This is a genomic window from Vibrio sp. ED002 (assembly GCF_023277445.1).
Lineage (GTDB): Bacteria > Pseudomonadota > Gammaproteobacteria > Enterobacterales > Vibrionaceae > Vibrio > Vibrio jasicida.
Genome location: NZ_CP080238.1, coordinates 3,573,472 through 3,591,446 on the forward strand (window position 1 = coordinate 3,573,472; position 17,975 = coordinate 3,591,446).

Below are 17,975 nucleotides of genomic sequence, written 5' to 3' on the forward strand. Positions count from 1 at the left end.
TTGATGCAAAGCGCCAATCTGAGCTTTGCTTCATTGCTATATCAATAGCATTAATGTAATTTCCCTAAGTAATGTAAAACACTCATACAAAAGTTTTACTTTGTTGTTTCAGCACGGTTTTCTTTAAAGAGTGAAGGATAGTTATTCAGAGTTAGGTAGTGGTATGTCCGGAGTGTTAAATACAGTGGATCAGCGTACGAATCTAGTGGGTGAGAACCGACTGGAGCTTTTGCTGTTCACATTAAATAGTCGCCAGTTATTTGCGATCAACGTTTTCAAAGTGAAAGAGGTGATCAAACTGCCGCCACTGACCAAGCTACCTGGTTCGCACTACAATATTCGTGGTGTCGCTTCTCTCCGTGGTGAAGCAGTACCTGTGATTGATTTGCGTGGTTCAATTGGCTTTCCCCCTTTGCGTGGTGAAGCGGAAGAAGAAAACCTGATCATCACGGAATATAACCGCTCAGTTCAAGGCTTCCTTGTTGGGCCTGTACGAAACATCATCAATACAGCTTGGACCGAAATTCAGCCTCCACCTTCCACATCTGGTCGCTCTAACTACCTCACGGCAATTACCCAAGTGAAAGAAGGGGATAGCTCTCAAATCGTCGAAATCATCGATGTAGAAAAGGTGTTAGCGGAAATCATCCATTACGATGTCACGATTTCTGAAGGCGTGTTAGACCACGAACTTGCTCAAGCTATGATTGGTCGTAATGTGCTGATTGTGGATGACTCCTCAACAGCTCGTAACCAAGTACGTGATACCTTGTCTCAATTAGGTTTGAATATTATTGAGTGCCGAGATGGCCTTGAAGCATTGACGGTATTAAAACGTTGGTGTGACGAAGGTAAAGATGTCGCGAACGAGTTACTGATGATGATTACTGATGCTGAAATGCCAGAAATGGATGGCTATCGACTGACGCATGAAGTCCGTAGTGATCCGAGAATGTCCAAACTGTTCATCACGCTAAATACTTCTTTAAGTGGGAGTTTTAATGAAGCCATGGTGCAAAAGGTGGGCTGTGACCGCTTTATATCTAAGTTCCAACCAGATCTTCTTGTTGAAGTCGCACAAGAACGTTTGCGTCAGGTGGTTTAGGTTATCCAAGGTATAATTATCTTGTTACAAACTCATTCATAAGTTTTTATGATGTCTGCTTCATGAGTTGCTATACTTTACTTACATATTTTTTACAGTGAAATATGTCAGGTATATCACGTTACTTTTCACCTACGAGTCAACTCGACTCATCAGTATAGGGTACTTCCTTTTAATGATATGGCTAACATCTAAAGTTATTATGACTTTATCCTTGTTACTGTATAGGGAATACAAGAAAAAACGTACGGAAGCGGAAGCTGATGACTAATTTCAGCGGAATTGAAAGGGAGGGTCGACCTCCCTTTATTTTATTCAGTTTACCCTGTGTCAATCTGTCTCTATTCTCATTTCTTTAATGAAAATCCCGCGATTTATTTTGCAGTCCCGCAAGGTGTTGAGTGCAATCAATGAGCCTACCTGCAATGATGTGCGTGACTTCTCCCTCTCTTTCTAAAATTCCTTTTACCATTAACACCTTTGAGGTGAGATAAGCTTGTTTCTGCGCGCGCGCTGTTGCTCGCCACACAACCACATTAATGTTACCAGTGTCGTCTTCTAACGTGAAAAAGGTGACGCCAGCTGCAGTGCCAGGGGATTGCCTGCCTGTGACGACACCGACAACCGTCACCAAGGACTTGTGCTCTTTTTCTACTAGCTGCTTCATACGAGTAAAGCGTGGTAGTTTGCCAGCTTCCTCCAGTAGGGTAATTGGGTGACGGCTAAGTGATAACCCTGTACTGGCATAATCTTCAATGAGATTTTCGTACTCAGAAGGCTGAGGTTGATAGCTCACCTCAGGCTCTTCAATTTGATTAAATAAGGGCAAGTCTGATAACGAATCCATAGCTGACCAGCGTGCGTTATATCGGTTACCTGAGAGTATTTGAAAAGCATTCGCAGAAGCTAATAACTCAATATCACGACGACTTCTCAGAATTTGTTTTACCTCTTGGATAGAACGATAACCATGAGTTGGGCGGTGTTCAACCAAGCGGATAGCGTTTTCTTCATTAAGGCTTTTGACTAACCGCAAGCCTAGTTGGATACCAAGGCGTCCATTGGGGCGTTTTACCAAGTGATGCTGGTAGTGTGAGTGGTTCACGCAAGTAGGCAGTACTTCCACTCCGTGTCGACGTGCATCCTGAACCAGCTGTGAAGGGCTATAAAAGCCCATGGGTTGGCTATTCAGTAGCGAAGTATAAAACTCAGCGGGATAGTAGAACTTTAGCCATGCAGAGCAATAAGCCAGTACCGCGAAAGAGGCGGAATGGCTCTCAGGAAAACCATACTCACCAAAGCCACAAATCTGATCAAAGATACGTTCGGCAAACTCAAGATCGTAGCCGCGTTCAAGCATCCCATCGATAAGCTTTGGTTTGAATTTAGCGAGATCGCCGTTCTTCTTCCATGCTGCCATTGCTCTACGCAATTGATCCGCTTCACCGCCGCTAAAACCAGCCGCGACCATTGCCAACTTGATCACTTGTTCTTGGAAAATCGGTACGCCCATGGTGCGCTCTAGTACGTTTTTCACTTCTTCCGATGGGTAGCTGATCGGTTCTTCACCATTTCGTCTTTTTAAAAACGGGTGCACCATATCTCCTTGGATTGGGCCCGGACGAACAATGGCAATCTGCACGACTAAGTCGTAGTAACGTGCAGGTTTTAAGCGTGGCAGCATGCTCATCTGCGCGCGAGATTCAATCTGGAATACGCCAACAGTATCGGCTTTTTGGATCATGCGGTATACGTGCGGATCGTCTTGCAGGCGTGTGATCTCGGCAATCGACAGGGATCGCTGGTGGTGCTTCTCGACTAATTGAAAGCATTTACGGATCGCGTTCAACATGCCAAGTGCAAGTACATCGACTTTCAATAGCTTTAAGCTTTCTAAATCATCTTTATCCCATTGAATAATCGTGCGATCTTCCATCGAAGCATTCTCGACAGGCACCAGTTCATATAAAGGGCCAGATGAAATCACAAAGCCGCCGACATGCTGAGATAAATGGCGCGGGAATCCGATGATCTCATTCACCAACTGGATAAACTGCTGGCCTTTTAATGACTCTGGTTGTAACCCCAATTCGATGATTTGCGCTTGCCAACCTTGGTTACGATCACGGCGATTGACGTTTTTAATGAAAAAGTCGAGTTGAGTTTCTTCAATCCCCAACGCTTTTCCTACTTCACGCACTGCACTTTTAAAGCGATAACTGATCACGGTGGCTGCCAAAGCAGCACGTTCGCGCCCGTACTTTTTGTAGATGTATTGAATCACTTCTTCACGACGCTCGTGCTCGAAATCCACATCGATATCTGGCGGCTCGTCTCGCTCTTTACTAATAAAACGCTCGAATAAGACAGAGATTTGCCTCGGGTCAACCGCTGTGATTTCTAAGCAGTAGCACACCACGGAGTTAGCCGCGGATCCACGTCCTTGATAGAGGATGCCTTGCTGCTTAGCGAACATCACAATGTCGTGAATGGTTAGAAAATAATAATGGTACTCTAGCTCTTTAATGAGTGTGAGTTCACGCTCAATCGTTTGATTGATGTCTGTTGGAACCCCTTCGGGAAAGCGTCGTTGCTTACCTCGATCAACTAAAAAACGTAAGTAAGAGTCTGGTGTGTAACCATCTGGAATGAGTTCGGCTGGGTATTCGTATTTCAGGTCAGACAGCTCGAATTCGCACAAATCTGCGATGGTTTTGCTTTCTGCAAGCCACTCTGGTTTATAGATGCGGAGTAGCTTATTCATTGGGCGCAACGCTCTTTCTGCATTGGATAGGCGATCAAAACCAAGTTTATCGACATTGCATCCATGCTTAACGGCAGTGAGTACGTGCTGTAGAGGTAGGCGTTCGACAGCATGCATCAAAACACCACCACAAGCGGTAATAGGAAGCTGAAATTCATTAGCCAATAACTCACAATGAGTTGTGTATGCTTCATCACTTCCACTGAGGTGACGTTGAATCGCGACCCATAATCGTTCGGAATGGTGTTGATTAAGCCAACGTCCCCAGTAGTGATCACTTTCCTGATGTGCAGGTAACCACAGCACGAAACAGTGACGAATCGACATTAAATCCCATTCGGAAAGTTGGTAGCTGCCTTTCTCGCTGCGTCTTCTTGAATTGGTGATGATACGGCACAGCTCAGCGTAGGCTTTTCGACAAGGGCAAAGCAGCACGACTTGGCATTCCTCGTTCAACCAAAACATGCTGCCGACGATTTGTTTAATATCGAGCTTGTGCTGTTTAATAGTCGCGTACGCTTTGACGACACCGGCAACAGAGCATTCATCAGTAATCGCAATAGCTTGATAACGATAAAAAGCGGCTTGCAGTACTAACTCTTCCGCATGAGAAGCCCCAGTGAGAAAGGAAAAATTGGACTGACAAAATAGTTCTGCGTAACTCATAACAACCTAACAAAAATAACTGCCGATTTAACAAAAATAGCCATGAAGAAACCAATGCTTGTGTTGATCGCGAAAGACCCATAACCAGCGCCCTTGCTTGGTATGTGCTACGTAGTAATCACGCATGATTTCATCGCCATCCCACCATCCAGAGACAATTCGCTCCGGTCCATGAATGAGAGATACTTGCTCTTGTAGCGCGATAGGTTCGGGTAATTGCATCGCTGGGCGTAACAACGCAGGGATGGTGTTAATCGACACATCCGGCTCATCGGCTGGGCGATACTGACTGGCTTTCTCTGGTCTTGGGTCGCAGGCGATATTCGGTTTGAGTACTGCGCTTTTACCCAATTTAGCTTGCAGTAGAGAGAGCAACTCTAATGCATTCATTTGGCCCTTTTGCCCGGCAAAGAGATCACGAGTTGCGCTTAAAGGCTCTCCTTGACGGACGATTTTTAACGTTAAGCCCATCACTGGGCCGTTTAAGGTCAGTGATTCTAGATTCAAACTGGCCAGTTGTTGCCAACGCTGATATAAGTAATCGCCCTGCGCTGAAGTCAATTGAAGATGTTGTTCTTGCTTATCTCGCTGGTGGAGCGTCAAGCACAGCTCAAACGCGACTTTATCGCGCAGCTTGAGGAAGGTTTCGAGCTGCTGAAGGAGCTTGGCTAACGGTCTTTCCACCCATTGCACGTTTTCAATTTCAAACAGCAATTCTAGATAGACTTGGAATGATTCCGTTGGATGATAAAAATCAACAGGATGTTTGAACTGGCCTGTTAACCGCCCAACGTAGTTGACTAAATCGATATCAAATCGGCGTGCAATATCTTGTAACGGCAACTCAAGCAAACCTTCGAGGGTTGTAACTCCAACGCGCTGTAGCTTATCGACAGTGGAGGTCGACAAATCGGTCAATGTCAGTGGCAAAGGTTGTAACGCTTGTAGCATGAAGGCTTTATCTTCACTCAAACAATTACTGCCAGATAAGGCCATCAATTTGGCTGAAAAGGGTGAAAAGCCGCAGCCGAACTGAAAGCTCAGCTTGAGCGTTGCTAGGTGAGTCGTGACTTTTTGCCAGTAATTTTGCAGCCCTTCATATAAGTTAAGCATCGGGGTTGCGCGTAGTAGAACCCCTTGGCTTGGCATCAATACGACATCAGACGTAATCAAATACAGCCATTGAGCAATTTCTTGTAACTTGCTCAATTCGGTTTGCGGATGATAAGGATGCACTTGCAAATCCCGGCACAAAGAAGCCGCGCTACCCAAGCCCATATTTGGCTTAATGCCTTGTTGCTCGGCAATCTTGTTGTATTGAATGATCCGACAACGTTGGCTTTCTACAATCACCACGGGCTGCTCTTGGTTATCACCAAAGAGTGCATCTAACTGTAGGCGAGGGAAGTGCAAGTATATCCACAAAGTCATATCACTAACCTTGATTCGCCAATGGGAAATTGACCACCGTGGATGGAATACGAGTTGTGCTTGGCATCACCAGTTGCGGGTAGTGGTGCTGGAAGTTGATATCGACGCTGCCTTTGCTCCAACCGCCTTTTCTTTTGAGCACTTCTACACTCACACCTTGCTCGTGACCGTGAAGTTTTAAGCTGAGTGACACAGGCAAAGACAAGCGATTTGTCATGTTAGGTTTGAGCATAAACAGAGGGCAAGCGCCTTGCTCACTTGCCACTTGCAGACGTTTTACTTGGTGGATCTCTAGTTCATCTTGCCATAGCAAAACGTTAGTACATACGCCGCTTTTGAGGCATTGCTCTGCTGCCCATAAGGCATCGCGTTGATGTTCCGGTGTGACAACCCATACTTGGTTGATGTCCACCCCAATGCTGTGTAGGAACAATGAGTTCATCAATGCGGGAGGCTGAATGAATGCCGTTACTCCTCTTGCCAGAGATGCTTTTAAATAAGGCGCTAAAAGACGCAATTCACCAATACTGCCAACGGACTCCATTTCCACGACACCATGGGGAGGAAAACCGCCCCCAAGCAAGGTATCTAACTCAGGAAAACCTGAGCTATGGAGAGTCTGGTGTGTATCAGCTTTGGTTAAATTTGCTTGCCAAACAAGATGTTGGCTTTTTAAATTCTGGATAATGTCTTGCATAATAAAATACCTGTATATATGTACAGTATATTTCTGTAATGGAAAGTCGCAAGATTTTTATGGGCAGAAATACGAAAAAAGGCAGCGTTTGCTGCCTTTTCAATCGATTATGCGAGGTCGTGAGAATTTATCACTTACGCTTTGGTTGTGCGTCAATACACTGACCGTTGATATCAGTGACGGCTGGATCCATTAAATGCAGGTACAACGGCATAATATCTAAAGGTGTTTTTAATGTATTTGAATCTTCACCAGGGTAGGCTTTTTCACGCATACGAGTACGAGTTGCACCGGGGTTAATGGCATTAACTCGCATTGGTGTGTCACTCAGTTCGTCGGCGAGAACCTGCATCATACCTTCTACGGCAAATTTGGAGATGGCGTACGAACCCCAGAAAGCACGGCCAGAATGGCCCACTGTTGAAGACGTAAAGATAATACGACCTGCATCTGAATTACGCATAATAGGCAGCAGTGCCTGAGTCATTAGGACTTCTGCTTTCACGTTAATCTGCATGATGTCGTCAAAGTCTTCTTCATTGATTTGCTCAAACGGGCACAGCGTGCTTAAAACACCGGCGTTGTGCAGCAGGCCATCCAAACGACCAAATTGACCTTCGATGGTTTCTGCCATATCGATGTAGTGCTGCTTAGTTGCGCCTTTTAGATCAAGTGGAATGATCGCGGGTTGAGGGTAACCTGCAGATTCGATTTCATCGTAGATGGATTCAAGGTTTTGAACGTTTCGACCAAGTAGAATCACAGTCGCACCGTGCTGAGCGTAAGAAAGTGCCGCTTGGCGACCAATACCATTGCCTGCACCAGTGACAAGAATGACTTTACCTTTTAGGGCATCTGCTGAAACGGAGTAGTTCACGGTAGTTAATCCTTATTATTGTATCTAATTCCGACGAACAGACGTCATCTTGGTGTAGAAATGCGCCTGTTTCTCAATGGAAAATCTTGGTAATCGTGACAAGTTGGTTACAATACACCAATTCATGTGTTATACCAATTCCAGAACGGTTGTCCGGTATGTTATTTGAACACCATCAATCAGAACAAGAGGTTACTGATTTTCTTGCCTTCTCTCTGATTTTTCTACGTAACATATTGATGACTATTACTGGTATGAGATAGAGGAACTCTCATTGGAATTTTTATTAGATTATGGTCTGTTTTTAGCCAAGATTATCACCGTTGTTGCGGCCGTGGTTGTGCTGCTGATTATTGCAAAATCGGCGGGTGGTAAATCGGGTGCTGCGAAAGGCGAATTGGAAGTCACCAATCTTTCTGAGCGTCATAAAGATGCAATCGAACAGTTAGAACATCACCTGCACGATGACGCTTTCATCAAAGCTCGTGATAAAGCGGCTAAGAAGGAAGAGAAAGAAAAGAACAAATCTCGTGAGAAAGAAATCAAACAAGCGAGCAAAGAAGGTTCTCTTGATAGCAAGCGCGAACCGCATCTGTTCGTGTTGGACTTCAACGGAAGTATTGATGCAAAAGAAGTGGGCTCTCTACGTGAAGAGATCACTGCAGTATTAGCAGTAGCTCGTGAAGGCGATGAAGTGCTGCTTCGTCTAGAGTCTGGTGGTGGTATGGTCCATGGCTATGGCTTAGCAGCTTCTCAACTTGATCGAATCAAAGCTGCAGGTCTGCCTCTGACGATTTCTGTCGACAAAGTGGCAGCAAGTGGTGGCTACATGATGGCATGTGTGGCAGACAAGATTGTGTCTGCGCCGTTTGCGATTGTAGGTTCTATCGGCGTTATCGCGCAGATCCCTAACTTCAACAAACTGTTGAAAAAACACGATATCGAATATGAGCAGCTAACAGCTGGTGAGTACAAGCGTACACTAACGATGTTTGGTGAGAACACCGACAAAGCGCGTGATAAGTTCAAACAAGAACTTGAAGAAACACACGTACTGTTCAAAGACTTCATCAGTGAACGTCGCCCAGCGCTAGAACTTGAAAAAGTCGCAACCGGTGAGCACTGGTTTGGTACGCAAGCGAAAGAGCTAGGGCTGGTGGATGAAATCAGCACTTCTGACGATCTGGTTGTTGCGGCATGCAAAGAGAAAACCGTACTAGCAGTGCATTACGTACAGAAGAAAAAACTGGCAGACAAGCTTGCCGGTGTTGCAAGTAAAGTGGCTGATAGTGTCGTACTTAAACTTGCAGAACGCGGTCAAAAGCCAATTGTGTAATGCTTAAGAAATAACAAAAAAAACCAACTGTTTAGTTGGTTTTTTGTTTCCGCTGAGGGTTGTTAGTTCAGCTCTAACCGTTATTGGTTCAGTTCTAACTGATAGAAGCTTGCTTGAGCATAATCACCCGCTTCCATGCCGCGCCATTCACAGTCTGAACTACTCTTCTTCGTGTTACATTGGTTGTAAGCACCGGCTTTGTAATACATCCAATCGTTACCATAGCCTTGGTCTACTTCATGACCTTGGTATTTGCCTTCTGCTAGATTCACATCAAATGTCTTAGTGACTTCATTTTTCTCACCAGGGTTCTTAGTGAAAGTCAGGTGCATGATCTCACCTTCCACATTCACGCTGTATGAGAAGATTTCACCCAGTTTGATGCCGTCTTGTGGGTCTGCGTCGCCTTTACGTAAGTTGTATTGTCCGAACACGTTGTGGCGGATGTCTTGGCGAAGTTTCTTACCATTTTCATCTTTCGCGTCTTGAAGTTCTTTGGTTGGGTTTAACTCGTAGTTCCACGAAAGAGAGCCGTATTCATGCTCAGGCAGTTTTCGGTAAGAAATCTTTAAAGGCTCATTGTCAGAGCCATGAATTTGGCCAATCACGACAGCGAATGCGCCATTCTTTTTGTAGTTGCCACTTGTACTTACTTGGTCAACAGATAGGGTCGCGTTTAGCTCGCCACCAATCGCACCATACTCAGCAGCATTTGGGTGAGAAGCGACGACAAAGTTGTTTTTTGGCTCACCGTAGTGCGTAGCAAGCATGGCACGAAGTTCACTACGGGTGTTCTTACTATTAGGAGTGGTCGGTGCTTCATTTGGTGCAACAAAAACCACGGCGCCTGTTTCTTTGTTGGTATAGAACCACTCAGGGTGAACATAAGGGTTTTCTGTATTGCCCAGCTCATCTTTGGCTATTTCTAATGCTTTACCTTTGCGTTCACCTTCTTTAGTTAGTTCAGGCAAGGTAATTTTCCAATTCGTCATATCAAAGTTTTGAGCTGGAGCCTTTGTCGGATCTAGCTCATATTTGTTCGCTAATTCATTAGACGAAGTTGCAGCCATAGCAGACGCAGAGGCAATGCTGGCAGCAAGAAAAGTAAGCGCTAATTTCTTCATATTGTGTTCTCAATTTTTATAGGGTCGTCGATAAGATGATTTAATATACAATAATATTGTATTACTAATATGTGATCGGGTCGGAAAAATGAAACTTAGAGAAAATCCGCCATTTGGTATTGCGTTTTAAAGAGAAAAAATCAGAAGAGAGAAAACGGCAAATTCTGAACCGGGGAGAGGGCAAAGAAATGGTATCCTGAGGCTATTAGGTATATACTCCCGCACCGTAAAATTAAGAATGAAATGAATTTGGGTGGAAGCACCGAAATTCGCACATCAACGTGGAGAAAAACATGTCCTCTCAAACTCCGGTTGTTACCGTAGATGGACCTAGTGGTGCAGGTAAAGGCACTTTATGTATGTTGCTGGCGAAGAAGTTGGGCTTTCATCTTCTTGATTCTGGCGCAATTTATCGTGTCCTTGCACTCGCAGCGATTCACCACGGCGTAGACACTGAGTCAGAAGATGCGCTTGTTCCACTTGCTACTCATCTAGACGTTCAGTTTGTTGCTGAAGGTGACCTAGTAAAAGTGATTCTAGAAGGCGAAGACGTCTCTGGTGAGCTTCGTAAAGAAGAAACGGGGATGGCGGCGTCTAAAGTAGCAGCTCTGCCACGCGTTCGTGAAGCATTATTGCGCCGTCAGCGTGCATTTGAGACTGCTCCGGGTCTGGTTGCTGATGGCCGTGATATGGGTACGGTCGTATTCACGAATGCACAAGCGAAAATTTTCCTTGATGCGAGCGCAGAAGAGCGTGCAAATCGACGCCTTAAACAGTTGCAAGAGAAAGGGTTAGATGTTAGATTTGCTGACCTTTTGAGCGAGATCCAAGAGCGTGACGATCGCGATCGTAACCGCCCAGTGGCACCACTACGCCCTGCAGAGGATGCGCTTGTGCTAGATTCTACGTCGATGAGTATCGACGAAGTAGTAGAAAAGGCACTACAATATATCGAATCGAAGCTAGCTGAGTAATAACACTCGGCTAGACTAAGAGCGTTGGTCGCAAGGATGATGACTGGCGAATTTAATAACCCCATGCGGTAGGATACCCGTGGACGTTTAATTTATTGAAGATTAAATAAATGACTGAATCTTTTGCTCAACTCTTTGAAGAGTTTCTAAACGAAACAGAATTCCAACAAGGCAGCATCGTTAAAGGTACTGTAGTAGCTATCGAGAACGGTTTCGTTCTTGTTGACGCTGGTCTTAAGTCTGAATCTGCTATCCCTGCTGAACAGTTCAAGAACGCTGCTGGCGAACTTGAAGTTGAAGTTGGTGCTGAAGTAGACGTAGCTCTAGACGCTGTTGAAGATGGTTTCGGTGAAACTCAACTTTCTCGTGAGAAAGCTAAGCGTCACGAAGCTTGGATCGTTCTTGAGAAAGCTTACGAAGAAGCTGAAACTGTTGTTGGTATCATCAACGGTAAAGTTAAAGGCGGTTTCACTGTTGAACTAAACGGTATCCGTGCTTTCCTTCCTGGCTCTCTAGTAGACGTACGTCCAATCCGCGACACTGCTCACCTAGAAAACAAAGAGCTAGAGTTCAAAGTTATCAAACTTGACCAAAAACGTAACAACGTAGTTGTTTCACGTCGTGCAGTTATCGAATCTGAGAACAGCGTTGAGCGTGACGAGCTTCTAGAAACTCTACAAGAAGGTTCTGAAGTTAAAGGTATCGTTAAGAACCTTACTGACTACGGTGCGTTCGTTGACCTAGGTGGCGTTGACGGTCTTCTACATATCACAGATATGGCTTGGAAGCGCGTTAAGCACCCATCTGAAATCGTTAACGTTGGTGACGAGATCCAAGTTAAAGTTCTTAAGTTCGACCGTGAGCGTACTCGCGTATCACTAGGTCTTAAGCAACTAGGCGAAGATCCATGGGTAGCAATCGCTAAGCGTTACCCAGAAGGTCACAAACTAACTGGTCGCGTAACTAACCTAACTGACTACGGCTGCTTCGTTGAAATCGAAGAAGGCGTTGAAGGTCTAGTACACGTTTCAGAAATGGATTGGACTAACAAGAACATCCACCCATCTAAAGTTGTTAATGTTGGCGACGAAGTTGAGGTTATGGTTCTTGAGATCGACGAAGAACGTCGTCGTATTTCTCTAGGTCTGAAACAGTGTAAAGCTAACCCATGGCAGTCATTCGCTGAAGCACAAGCTAAAGGCGACAAAGTTACTGGTAAGATCAAGTCTATCACTGACTTCGGTATCTTCATCGGTCTAGAAGGCGGCATCGACGGTCTAGTTCACCTATCTGACATTTCTTGGAATGTTGCTGGCGAAGAAGCTGTACGTGAGTACAAGAAAGGCGACGAGATCTCTGCAGTTGTTCTAGCAGTAGACGCTGAGCGTGAGCGCATTTCTCTAGGCGTTAAGCAAATGGAAAACGACCCATTCAATGCTTACGTTGCTGACAACAAGAAAGGTGTTCTAGTTAACGCTACTGTAACTGCTGTTGACGCTAAAGGCGCTACAGTTGAAATCGCAGAAGGCGTTGAAGGTTACATCCGTGCTTCTGAAGTATCACGCGATCGCGTAGAAGATGCTTCTCTAATCCTAAGTGCTGGTGATGTTGTTGAAGCGAAGTTCACAGGTGTAGACCGTAAGAACCGCGTAATCAACCTATCTATCAAAGCTAAAGATGAAGCTGATGAGCAAGAAGCAATGGCATCTATCAACAAGCAAGACGAAGCTGCTTTTGGTAATGCAATGGCTGACGCTTTCAAAGCTGCTAAAGGCGAATAATTTACTCGCTTAAGCTAAAAAGGGGCCGCAAGGCTCCTTTTTTATGCTTGCTATAAACTAAGTAGTAATACTAATGTTGATAAACTATGCTAAAAAAAGACATTTTTTGATTGCACATTTTGTGTAAAAATTGTCTAGAATTGATAGCAAGTGTTTGTTGGAATTAGTATTACTTACTATAATGAGTGATAAAGATACTCAAAGAGGGCAACTATGACTAAGTCTGAACTGATTGAAAGACTCTGCGCTGAGCAAACACATTTATCAGCGAAAGAGGTAGAAGATGCTGTAAAAGATATTTTAGAGCACATGGCCTCTACACTAGAGACCGGTGACCGTATTGAGATCCGTGGCTTTGGTAGTTTTTCTCTTCATTACCGCGAGCCTCGCGTAGGTCGCAACCCTAAAACGGGCGACAAGGTGGAGTTAGAGGGTAAATACGTTCCTCACTTCAAACCAGGCAAAGAGCTTCGTGAACGCGTAAATATGGATAGCTAAGGCTCTCTTATTAGTTTGAAAAAGCGGCATACTCTCGTGTATGCCGCTTTTTTATAACTAGATTATTGGTAATATACATGGTCTGAAGAAACATTTTACTGCATAATCTTACCTACTTACTCCTCGAAGGGTGATGTAACATGAAAATTATAAAAATCATTGCTGTTTTAGCTCTCTTTTTAATTGCACTGGCTTTAGGTTCTCAAAACCAAGAGATCGTAACCTTTAATTATCTTCTGGCGAAAGGTGAGTTCCACTTATCAACCTTGCTGGGTGTAGTGTTTGTCGTTGGTTTTGGCATAGCATGGGTTATCTTTGCTAGCATTCAGTTCAAAACTCAACTGCAAGTGCGTCGTCTGAAAAAGAAACTTAAAAAGTATGAGCCCGCTGAAGCAGAACAACCTGCAAAACCAGCAGTAGAAAAACAGGCATAAGGATAAGGCTTAACTTTAATGCTTGAACTACTCTTCTTGTTATTGCCAATAGCCGCCGCCTATGGTTGGTACATGGGCCACCGTAGCGCTCAGCAAGACAAGCAGAAGCAATCTCATCAGATATCCCGTCAGTATGTGACGGGTCTTAACCTGCTCCTATCTGATCAATCAGATAAGGCGGTTGACCACTTCATTGAATTGCTCCAAGTTGATAACGAAACGATAGATACTCACCTAGCGTTGGGTAATCTTTTCCGTTCTCGTGGTGAAGTCGACCGAGCAATTCGAATCCACCAAAATCTCATTTCTCGTTCTGGCCTCACGCTAGATCAGAAGAACCTCGCACTTCAGCAGCTCGCAAAAGATTACATGGCCTCTGGTTTCTTAGACCGTGCAGAAAAAATCTTTGAACAGTTAGTTGAGGAGCCAGACCATCGTGAAAGTGCACTTCAGCAACTTGTCACCATCTACCAACAAACGCGTGAGTGGGAAAAAGCCATTCATTACGCAAACCAGTTGGCGAAGATGGGTAAGAAGCGCACTCGTATTCGTGCCAACATTGCACATTTCTGGTGCGAGTTAGCCATGCTTGACCAAGCTGATGGTAACACCAGTAAAGCGATTCAACATTTCAAGAAAGCACTGTCAGAAGACCCTAAATGTGTTCGTGCGAGTATTGCCCTTGGCCGGGTGTATTTAGAGTCAGAAGATTACAAACACACCATCAAGTACCTGACAGGCGTGCTTGAGCAAGATAAAGACTTTATTAGTGATGTCCTACCAACGATTGCTGAGTGTTATCACCATTTAGGTCAGGAAGATGAACTCGTAGAATTCTTACGTGCCTGTATCGATAAAAAGGCGGGTGTATCGTCCGAATTAATGTTGGCGCAACTTGTCGCGCATCATGAGAGCGTTGGTGCCGCGCAAGAGCTGTTGACGAAACAACTACTGAAAAACCCAACGATGAAAGGCTTCTACCGCCTTATCGACTACCATATTGCTGAAGCAGAAGATGGCCGTGCGAAAGACAGCTTATCGACGCTACAAGCGATGGTTGGTGAACAGTTAAAAGTTAAACCGCATTACCGATGCAGGAAATGTGGTTTCTCCACCCATTCTCTTTACTGGCATTGTCCATCATGTAAAGGATGGGGGACGATCAAGCCAATCCGAGGATTGGACGGTGAATAGTTTTAATGCAGCTGGCAGAGTTTCTGTCCGCTGCATTTTTTTGACCTTTATTTAATAAGAACCAAAAACAGTTAGGAGATGAAATGATCGACCAAAAAGTTATTGTCGCACTGGATTATGATAACCAAGCAGATGCGCTTGCGTTTGTGGATAGAATTGATCCTGCGTCATGTCGCCTAAAAGTAGGCAAGGAAATGTTTACGCTATTTGGTCCTGATTTCGTACGTGAGCTTCATCAACGTGGTTTCTCTGTATTTCTAGACCTGAAGTTTCACGATATCCCGAATACGTGTTCAAAAGCAGTTCGCGCTGCGGCTGAACTGGGTGTATGGATGGTGAACGTGCACGCGAGTGGTGGTGAACGCATGATGGCGGCATCACGTGAAATTCTTGAGCCTTACGGTAAAGACCGTCCGTTGCTGATTGGTGTGACGGTATTGACCAGTATGGAGCAAAGCGACCTTGCTGGTATTGGCTTGGACGTTGCGCCTCAAGAGCAAGTGATTCGTCTAGCTACGCTGACTAAAAACTCTGGCCTAGACGGCGTAGTCTGTTCAGCTCAAGAGTCTTCAATGCTTAAGAGTGAGCTTGGTAAAGAGTTTAAGCTCATTACTCCTGGGATTCGCCCAGCAGGTTCTGAACAAGGCGACCAACGTCGTATTATGACACCAGTCGATGCGATTCAAGCAGGCTCAGACTACCTAGTGATTGGTCGTCCTATTACACAAGCTACCGACCCAGCAGCAGTGCTTAAATCCATCAACGAAAGTTTGGCGAATATGTAAACATTGTTGAAATGGAAGATGGAAAGGTGAAGTGAAAGTGCTTCACCTTTTTTGTTTTTTTTAACACGGAAAATCTGAGGTGTAAGCTTGAATTGAATATCGCCGGATAGTGTTAGATTAGGCGATAGGACTGCTACGATCACACTTTGGTAACATAACTCGCTGTGATGATGTGAAATTGCAAGCATGTGTTATGGATGGGTTGCGTTACAAATGTGTAACGAATACTATGAGGTTGATGCATTCACTGCGTTGTAAGGTCTAGGATGACCTCGTGAAACTCTCTGATATTAATACGTAAAGTGGACAGGAATTCACTTGGTATTAGCGCTTATTATTTCCTTTACTGTGCCTTGGCATAGCCTCTCCGAGATTCACTTGTTGTCGCTCCATCAGTCTTACCGCGTAAACACAACAAGGAAGAATACAATGATAAAAACCCTGCCATTTGCAGCACTGGCAACCTTGATGGCAACCAGCTTTCAAGTTAGCGCAGCTGAGCTACCAGCAGAGGTAGAATGGATTTCAAACAATAATGAGCCTCTGTTTGCTTCAGAAGAAGCGGTACGAGGTGGAACATACCGTACTTTTATTCGAAGCTTCCCTCAAACGTTACGCAGTGTCGGTCCTGATGCGAACTCTGGTCTTCGCCAATACTTAATGGATGGCACTCCTAAACTCGCTCAGCGCCATCCTGATACGGGTAAATGGATTCCCCAACTTGCTAAGGAATGGGCATTTGGCGATGACAACAAAAGCGTTTATTTCAAGTTAGATGAGACGGCAAGATGGTCCGATGGTGAGAAGATAACCGCCGATGATTACGTGTTTATGATGAAGTACTACACGTCAGAAGACATCATTGATCCGTGGTACAACGATTTCTTTAAAACAAGCATTGTAAGCGTAGAGAAAATCGATGACTACACAATCCAAGTAAACCTTGCTGTGGAACAGAGCCAAGATGCTTTGATGGTTCTGATCAACATGCCAAGTAATGGTTTTCAGCCTCGCCCAGAGCACTTTTTTGAAGGGGAAAAAGATGAAAACAAAGATGGTATGCCGGACAACTTTGTTCGTAAGTTCAACTTCAAATCAGAGCCTACCGCGGCACCTTATTACATTGATAAAGTAAAGAAAGGTAAGAGCGTGACGTTTAAACACGTTGGTGAAGATTGGTGGGGTTATAACAACCGTTACTACAAAAATCGTTACAATGTAGACAAGGTTCGTATTACCGTGATTCGTGATGAAGACATCGCAATGAAGCACTTCGAGAAGGGCAATTTAGACTACTTCGAGATGGTGTTACCTAACTTCTGGCATGATAAAACAGACAGTGAAGTGTACAAGAAAGGCTATGTACAAAAATACTGGGGCTTCAACCAGTCGCCTCAGGGGGCGGGTGGTCTGTGGATGAACACGGCAATGCCGATGCTAGACAACTTAGAAGTGCGTAAAGGTGTGATGGCAGCAACAGACTACGACGGTATGATCGCAAACATAATGCGTGGTGACTACTCTCGTAAGCCACATGGTCTTGGTTTTGGCCACGGTGAGTATGATGATCCAAGCAACACACCACCGAAGTTTGATGCTGCAGAGGCAGTAAAACATTTCGAGAAAGCCGGCTTTGGTAAAATTGGTTCGGATGGTATCCGCGTCAATGATAAAGGTGAGCGTTTGAGTTTTGCGATTACCTACGGTTACAACTCACACACTCCACGTATTGCGTACTTAAAAGAGCAAGCGAAGTTGGCAGGTTTGGAGTTTACCTTAAACCTTGTTGATGGTTCTTCGGCGTTTAAATACATTCTGGAGAAGAAGCACCAACTAGCATTTTTGAATATGGGCTCTGGTGAGATCCCTGCGTACTGGGAATACTTCCACTCAGATAATGCGAATAAGCCTCAAACTAATGCACATACAAACTACAGCAGCCCAGAGCTAGATAAGCTAATTGAAGCGTATGATAATGAGTTTGAACAACAAAAACGCTACGACTTGTCTCGTCAGATCCAAAAATACATCGGTGATGCAAACGTCATTGTTCCTGGTTACATGGTCCCTTACACACGTGATGCCCATTGGCGTTGGGTTAAGATTCCTAAGAATGGGATGACAAAAAATACCGAATGGATTTTGCACCCAATGGATATTTCAAACTTCTGGATTGATAAGTCTGTGAAGAAAGAAACAGAGAAAGCGATGAAGGCGGGCAAATCGTTCCCTGAAGTGACGGTTATCGACGATCGTTATAAGCTTTCAGCAAATTAGTTATTTAGTAAGTAGACAGTAAAAAGCCCCGA

General features: G+C 44.6%; 14 protein-coding genes. 9 read left to right on the plus strand and 5 right to left on the minus strand.

The features are described from left to right. The first annotated feature begins 163 nt into the window (after window positions 1-163). Entirely contained in the window at window positions 164-1,105 is a 942-nt protein-coding gene (locus ITG12_RS16610) for a chemotaxis protein CheV (protein WP_038869478.1), read from the plus strand. Window positions 1,106-1,460: 355 nt separating this feature from the next. Here ITG12_RS16610 and ITG12_RS16615 read toward each other — a convergent pair whose 3' ends face one another. The 4 genes from ITG12_RS16615 to ITG12_RS16630 form a co-directional block, all read right to left on the minus strand. Then, the gene (locus ITG12_RS16615; RefSeq protein ID WP_248873258.1) at window positions 1,461-4,535 is read right to left on the minus strand and encodes an error-prone DNA polymerase; all 3,075 of its coding nucleotides are present in this window, start codon (window positions 4,533-4,535) and stop codon (window positions 1,461-1,463) included. A gap of 27 nt (window positions 4,536-4,562) precedes the next feature. After that, window positions 4,563-5,966, minus strand: coding sequence for a DNA polymerase Y family protein (locus ITG12_RS16620; protein WP_248873259.1), 1,404 nt, complete (start codon window positions 5,964-5,966; stop codon window positions 4,563-4,565). Between the two features lie 4 nt (window positions 5,967-5,970). Next, window positions 5,971-6,663: a translesion DNA synthesis-associated protein ImuA gene (gene imuA, locus ITG12_RS16625; RefSeq protein WP_248873260.1), complete on the minus strand. Its 693-nt coding sequence runs from the start codon at window positions 6,661-6,663 to the stop codon at window positions 5,971-5,973. Window positions 6,664-6,793: 130 nt separating this feature from the next. Further along, on the minus strand, window positions 6,794-7,540 hold the full coding sequence (locus tag ITG12_RS16630) for a YciK family oxidoreductase (RefSeq protein ID WP_248873261.1): 747 nt from the start codon (window positions 7,538-7,540) through the stop codon (window positions 6,794-6,796). Between the two features lie 274 nt (window positions 7,541-7,814). Between ITG12_RS16630 and sohB the strand changes: the two genes are divergently transcribed. After that, window positions 7,815-8,876, plus strand: coding sequence for a protease SohB (gene sohB, locus ITG12_RS16635; protein ID WP_248873262.1), 1,062 nt, complete (start codon window positions 7,815-7,817; stop codon window positions 8,874-8,876). An 80-nt stretch (window positions 8,877-8,956) separates the two neighbouring features. Here sohB and ITG12_RS16640 read toward each other — a convergent pair whose 3' ends face one another. After that, window positions 8,957-10,000: a polysaccharide lyase family 7 protein gene (locus ITG12_RS16640; RefSeq protein WP_039977034.1), complete on the minus strand. Its 1,044-nt coding sequence runs from the start codon at window positions 9,998-10,000 to the stop codon at window positions 8,957-8,959. Between the two features lie 293 nt (window positions 10,001-10,293). Here ITG12_RS16640 and cmk point away from each other — a divergent pair, with 293 nt between their 5' ends. The 7 genes from cmk (at window position 10,294) to ITG12_RS16675 (ending at window position 17,943) form a co-directional block, all read left to right on the plus strand. Then, entirely contained in the window at window positions 10,294-10,974 is a 681-nt protein-coding gene (cmk, locus tag ITG12_RS16645) for a (d)CMP kinase (protein WP_038881643.1), read from the plus strand. 110 nt (window positions 10,975-11,084) lie between these two features. Further along, window positions 11,085-12,755 (plus strand): 30S ribosomal protein S1, encoded by a 1,671-nt coding sequence (gene rpsA, locus ITG12_RS16650; RefSeq protein WP_005533588.1) that lies wholly within the window; start codon window positions 11,085-11,087, stop codon window positions 12,753-12,755. A 213-nt stretch (window positions 12,756-12,968) separates the two neighbouring features. Continuing rightward, window positions 12,969-13,253, plus strand: a complete 285-nt coding sequence (ihfB, locus tag ITG12_RS16655) for an integration host factor subunit beta (RefSeq protein WP_038869491.1) — start codon at window positions 12,969-12,971, stop codon at window positions 13,251-13,253. A 140-nt stretch (window positions 13,254-13,393) separates the two neighbouring features. Continuing rightward, the gene (locus tag ITG12_RS16660) at window positions 13,394-13,687 is read left to right on the plus strand and encodes a lipopolysaccharide assembly protein LapA domain-containing protein (RefSeq protein ID WP_038869494.1); all 294 of its coding nucleotides are present in this window, start codon (window positions 13,394-13,396) and stop codon (window positions 13,685-13,687) included. Window positions 13,688-13,705: 18 nt separating this feature from the next. Beyond that, window positions 13,706-14,881, plus strand: a complete 1,176-nt coding sequence (lapB, locus tag ITG12_RS16665; protein WP_005431114.1) for a lipopolysaccharide assembly protein LapB — start codon at window positions 13,706-13,708, stop codon at window positions 14,879-14,881. 83 nt (window positions 14,882-14,964) lie between these two features. Beyond that, window positions 14,965-15,666, plus strand: a complete 702-nt coding sequence (pyrF, locus tag ITG12_RS16670; protein WP_248873263.1) for an orotidine-5'-phosphate decarboxylase — start codon at window positions 14,965-14,967, stop codon at window positions 15,664-15,666. A gap of 429 nt (window positions 15,667-16,095) precedes the next feature. Beyond that, complete coding sequence (locus tag ITG12_RS16675) at window positions 16,096-17,943, plus strand: extracellular solute-binding protein (protein ID WP_038881646.1); 1,848 nt, start codon at window positions 16,096-16,098, stop codon at window positions 17,941-17,943. The last annotated feature ends 32 nt before the right edge of the window (window positions 17,944-17,975 follow it).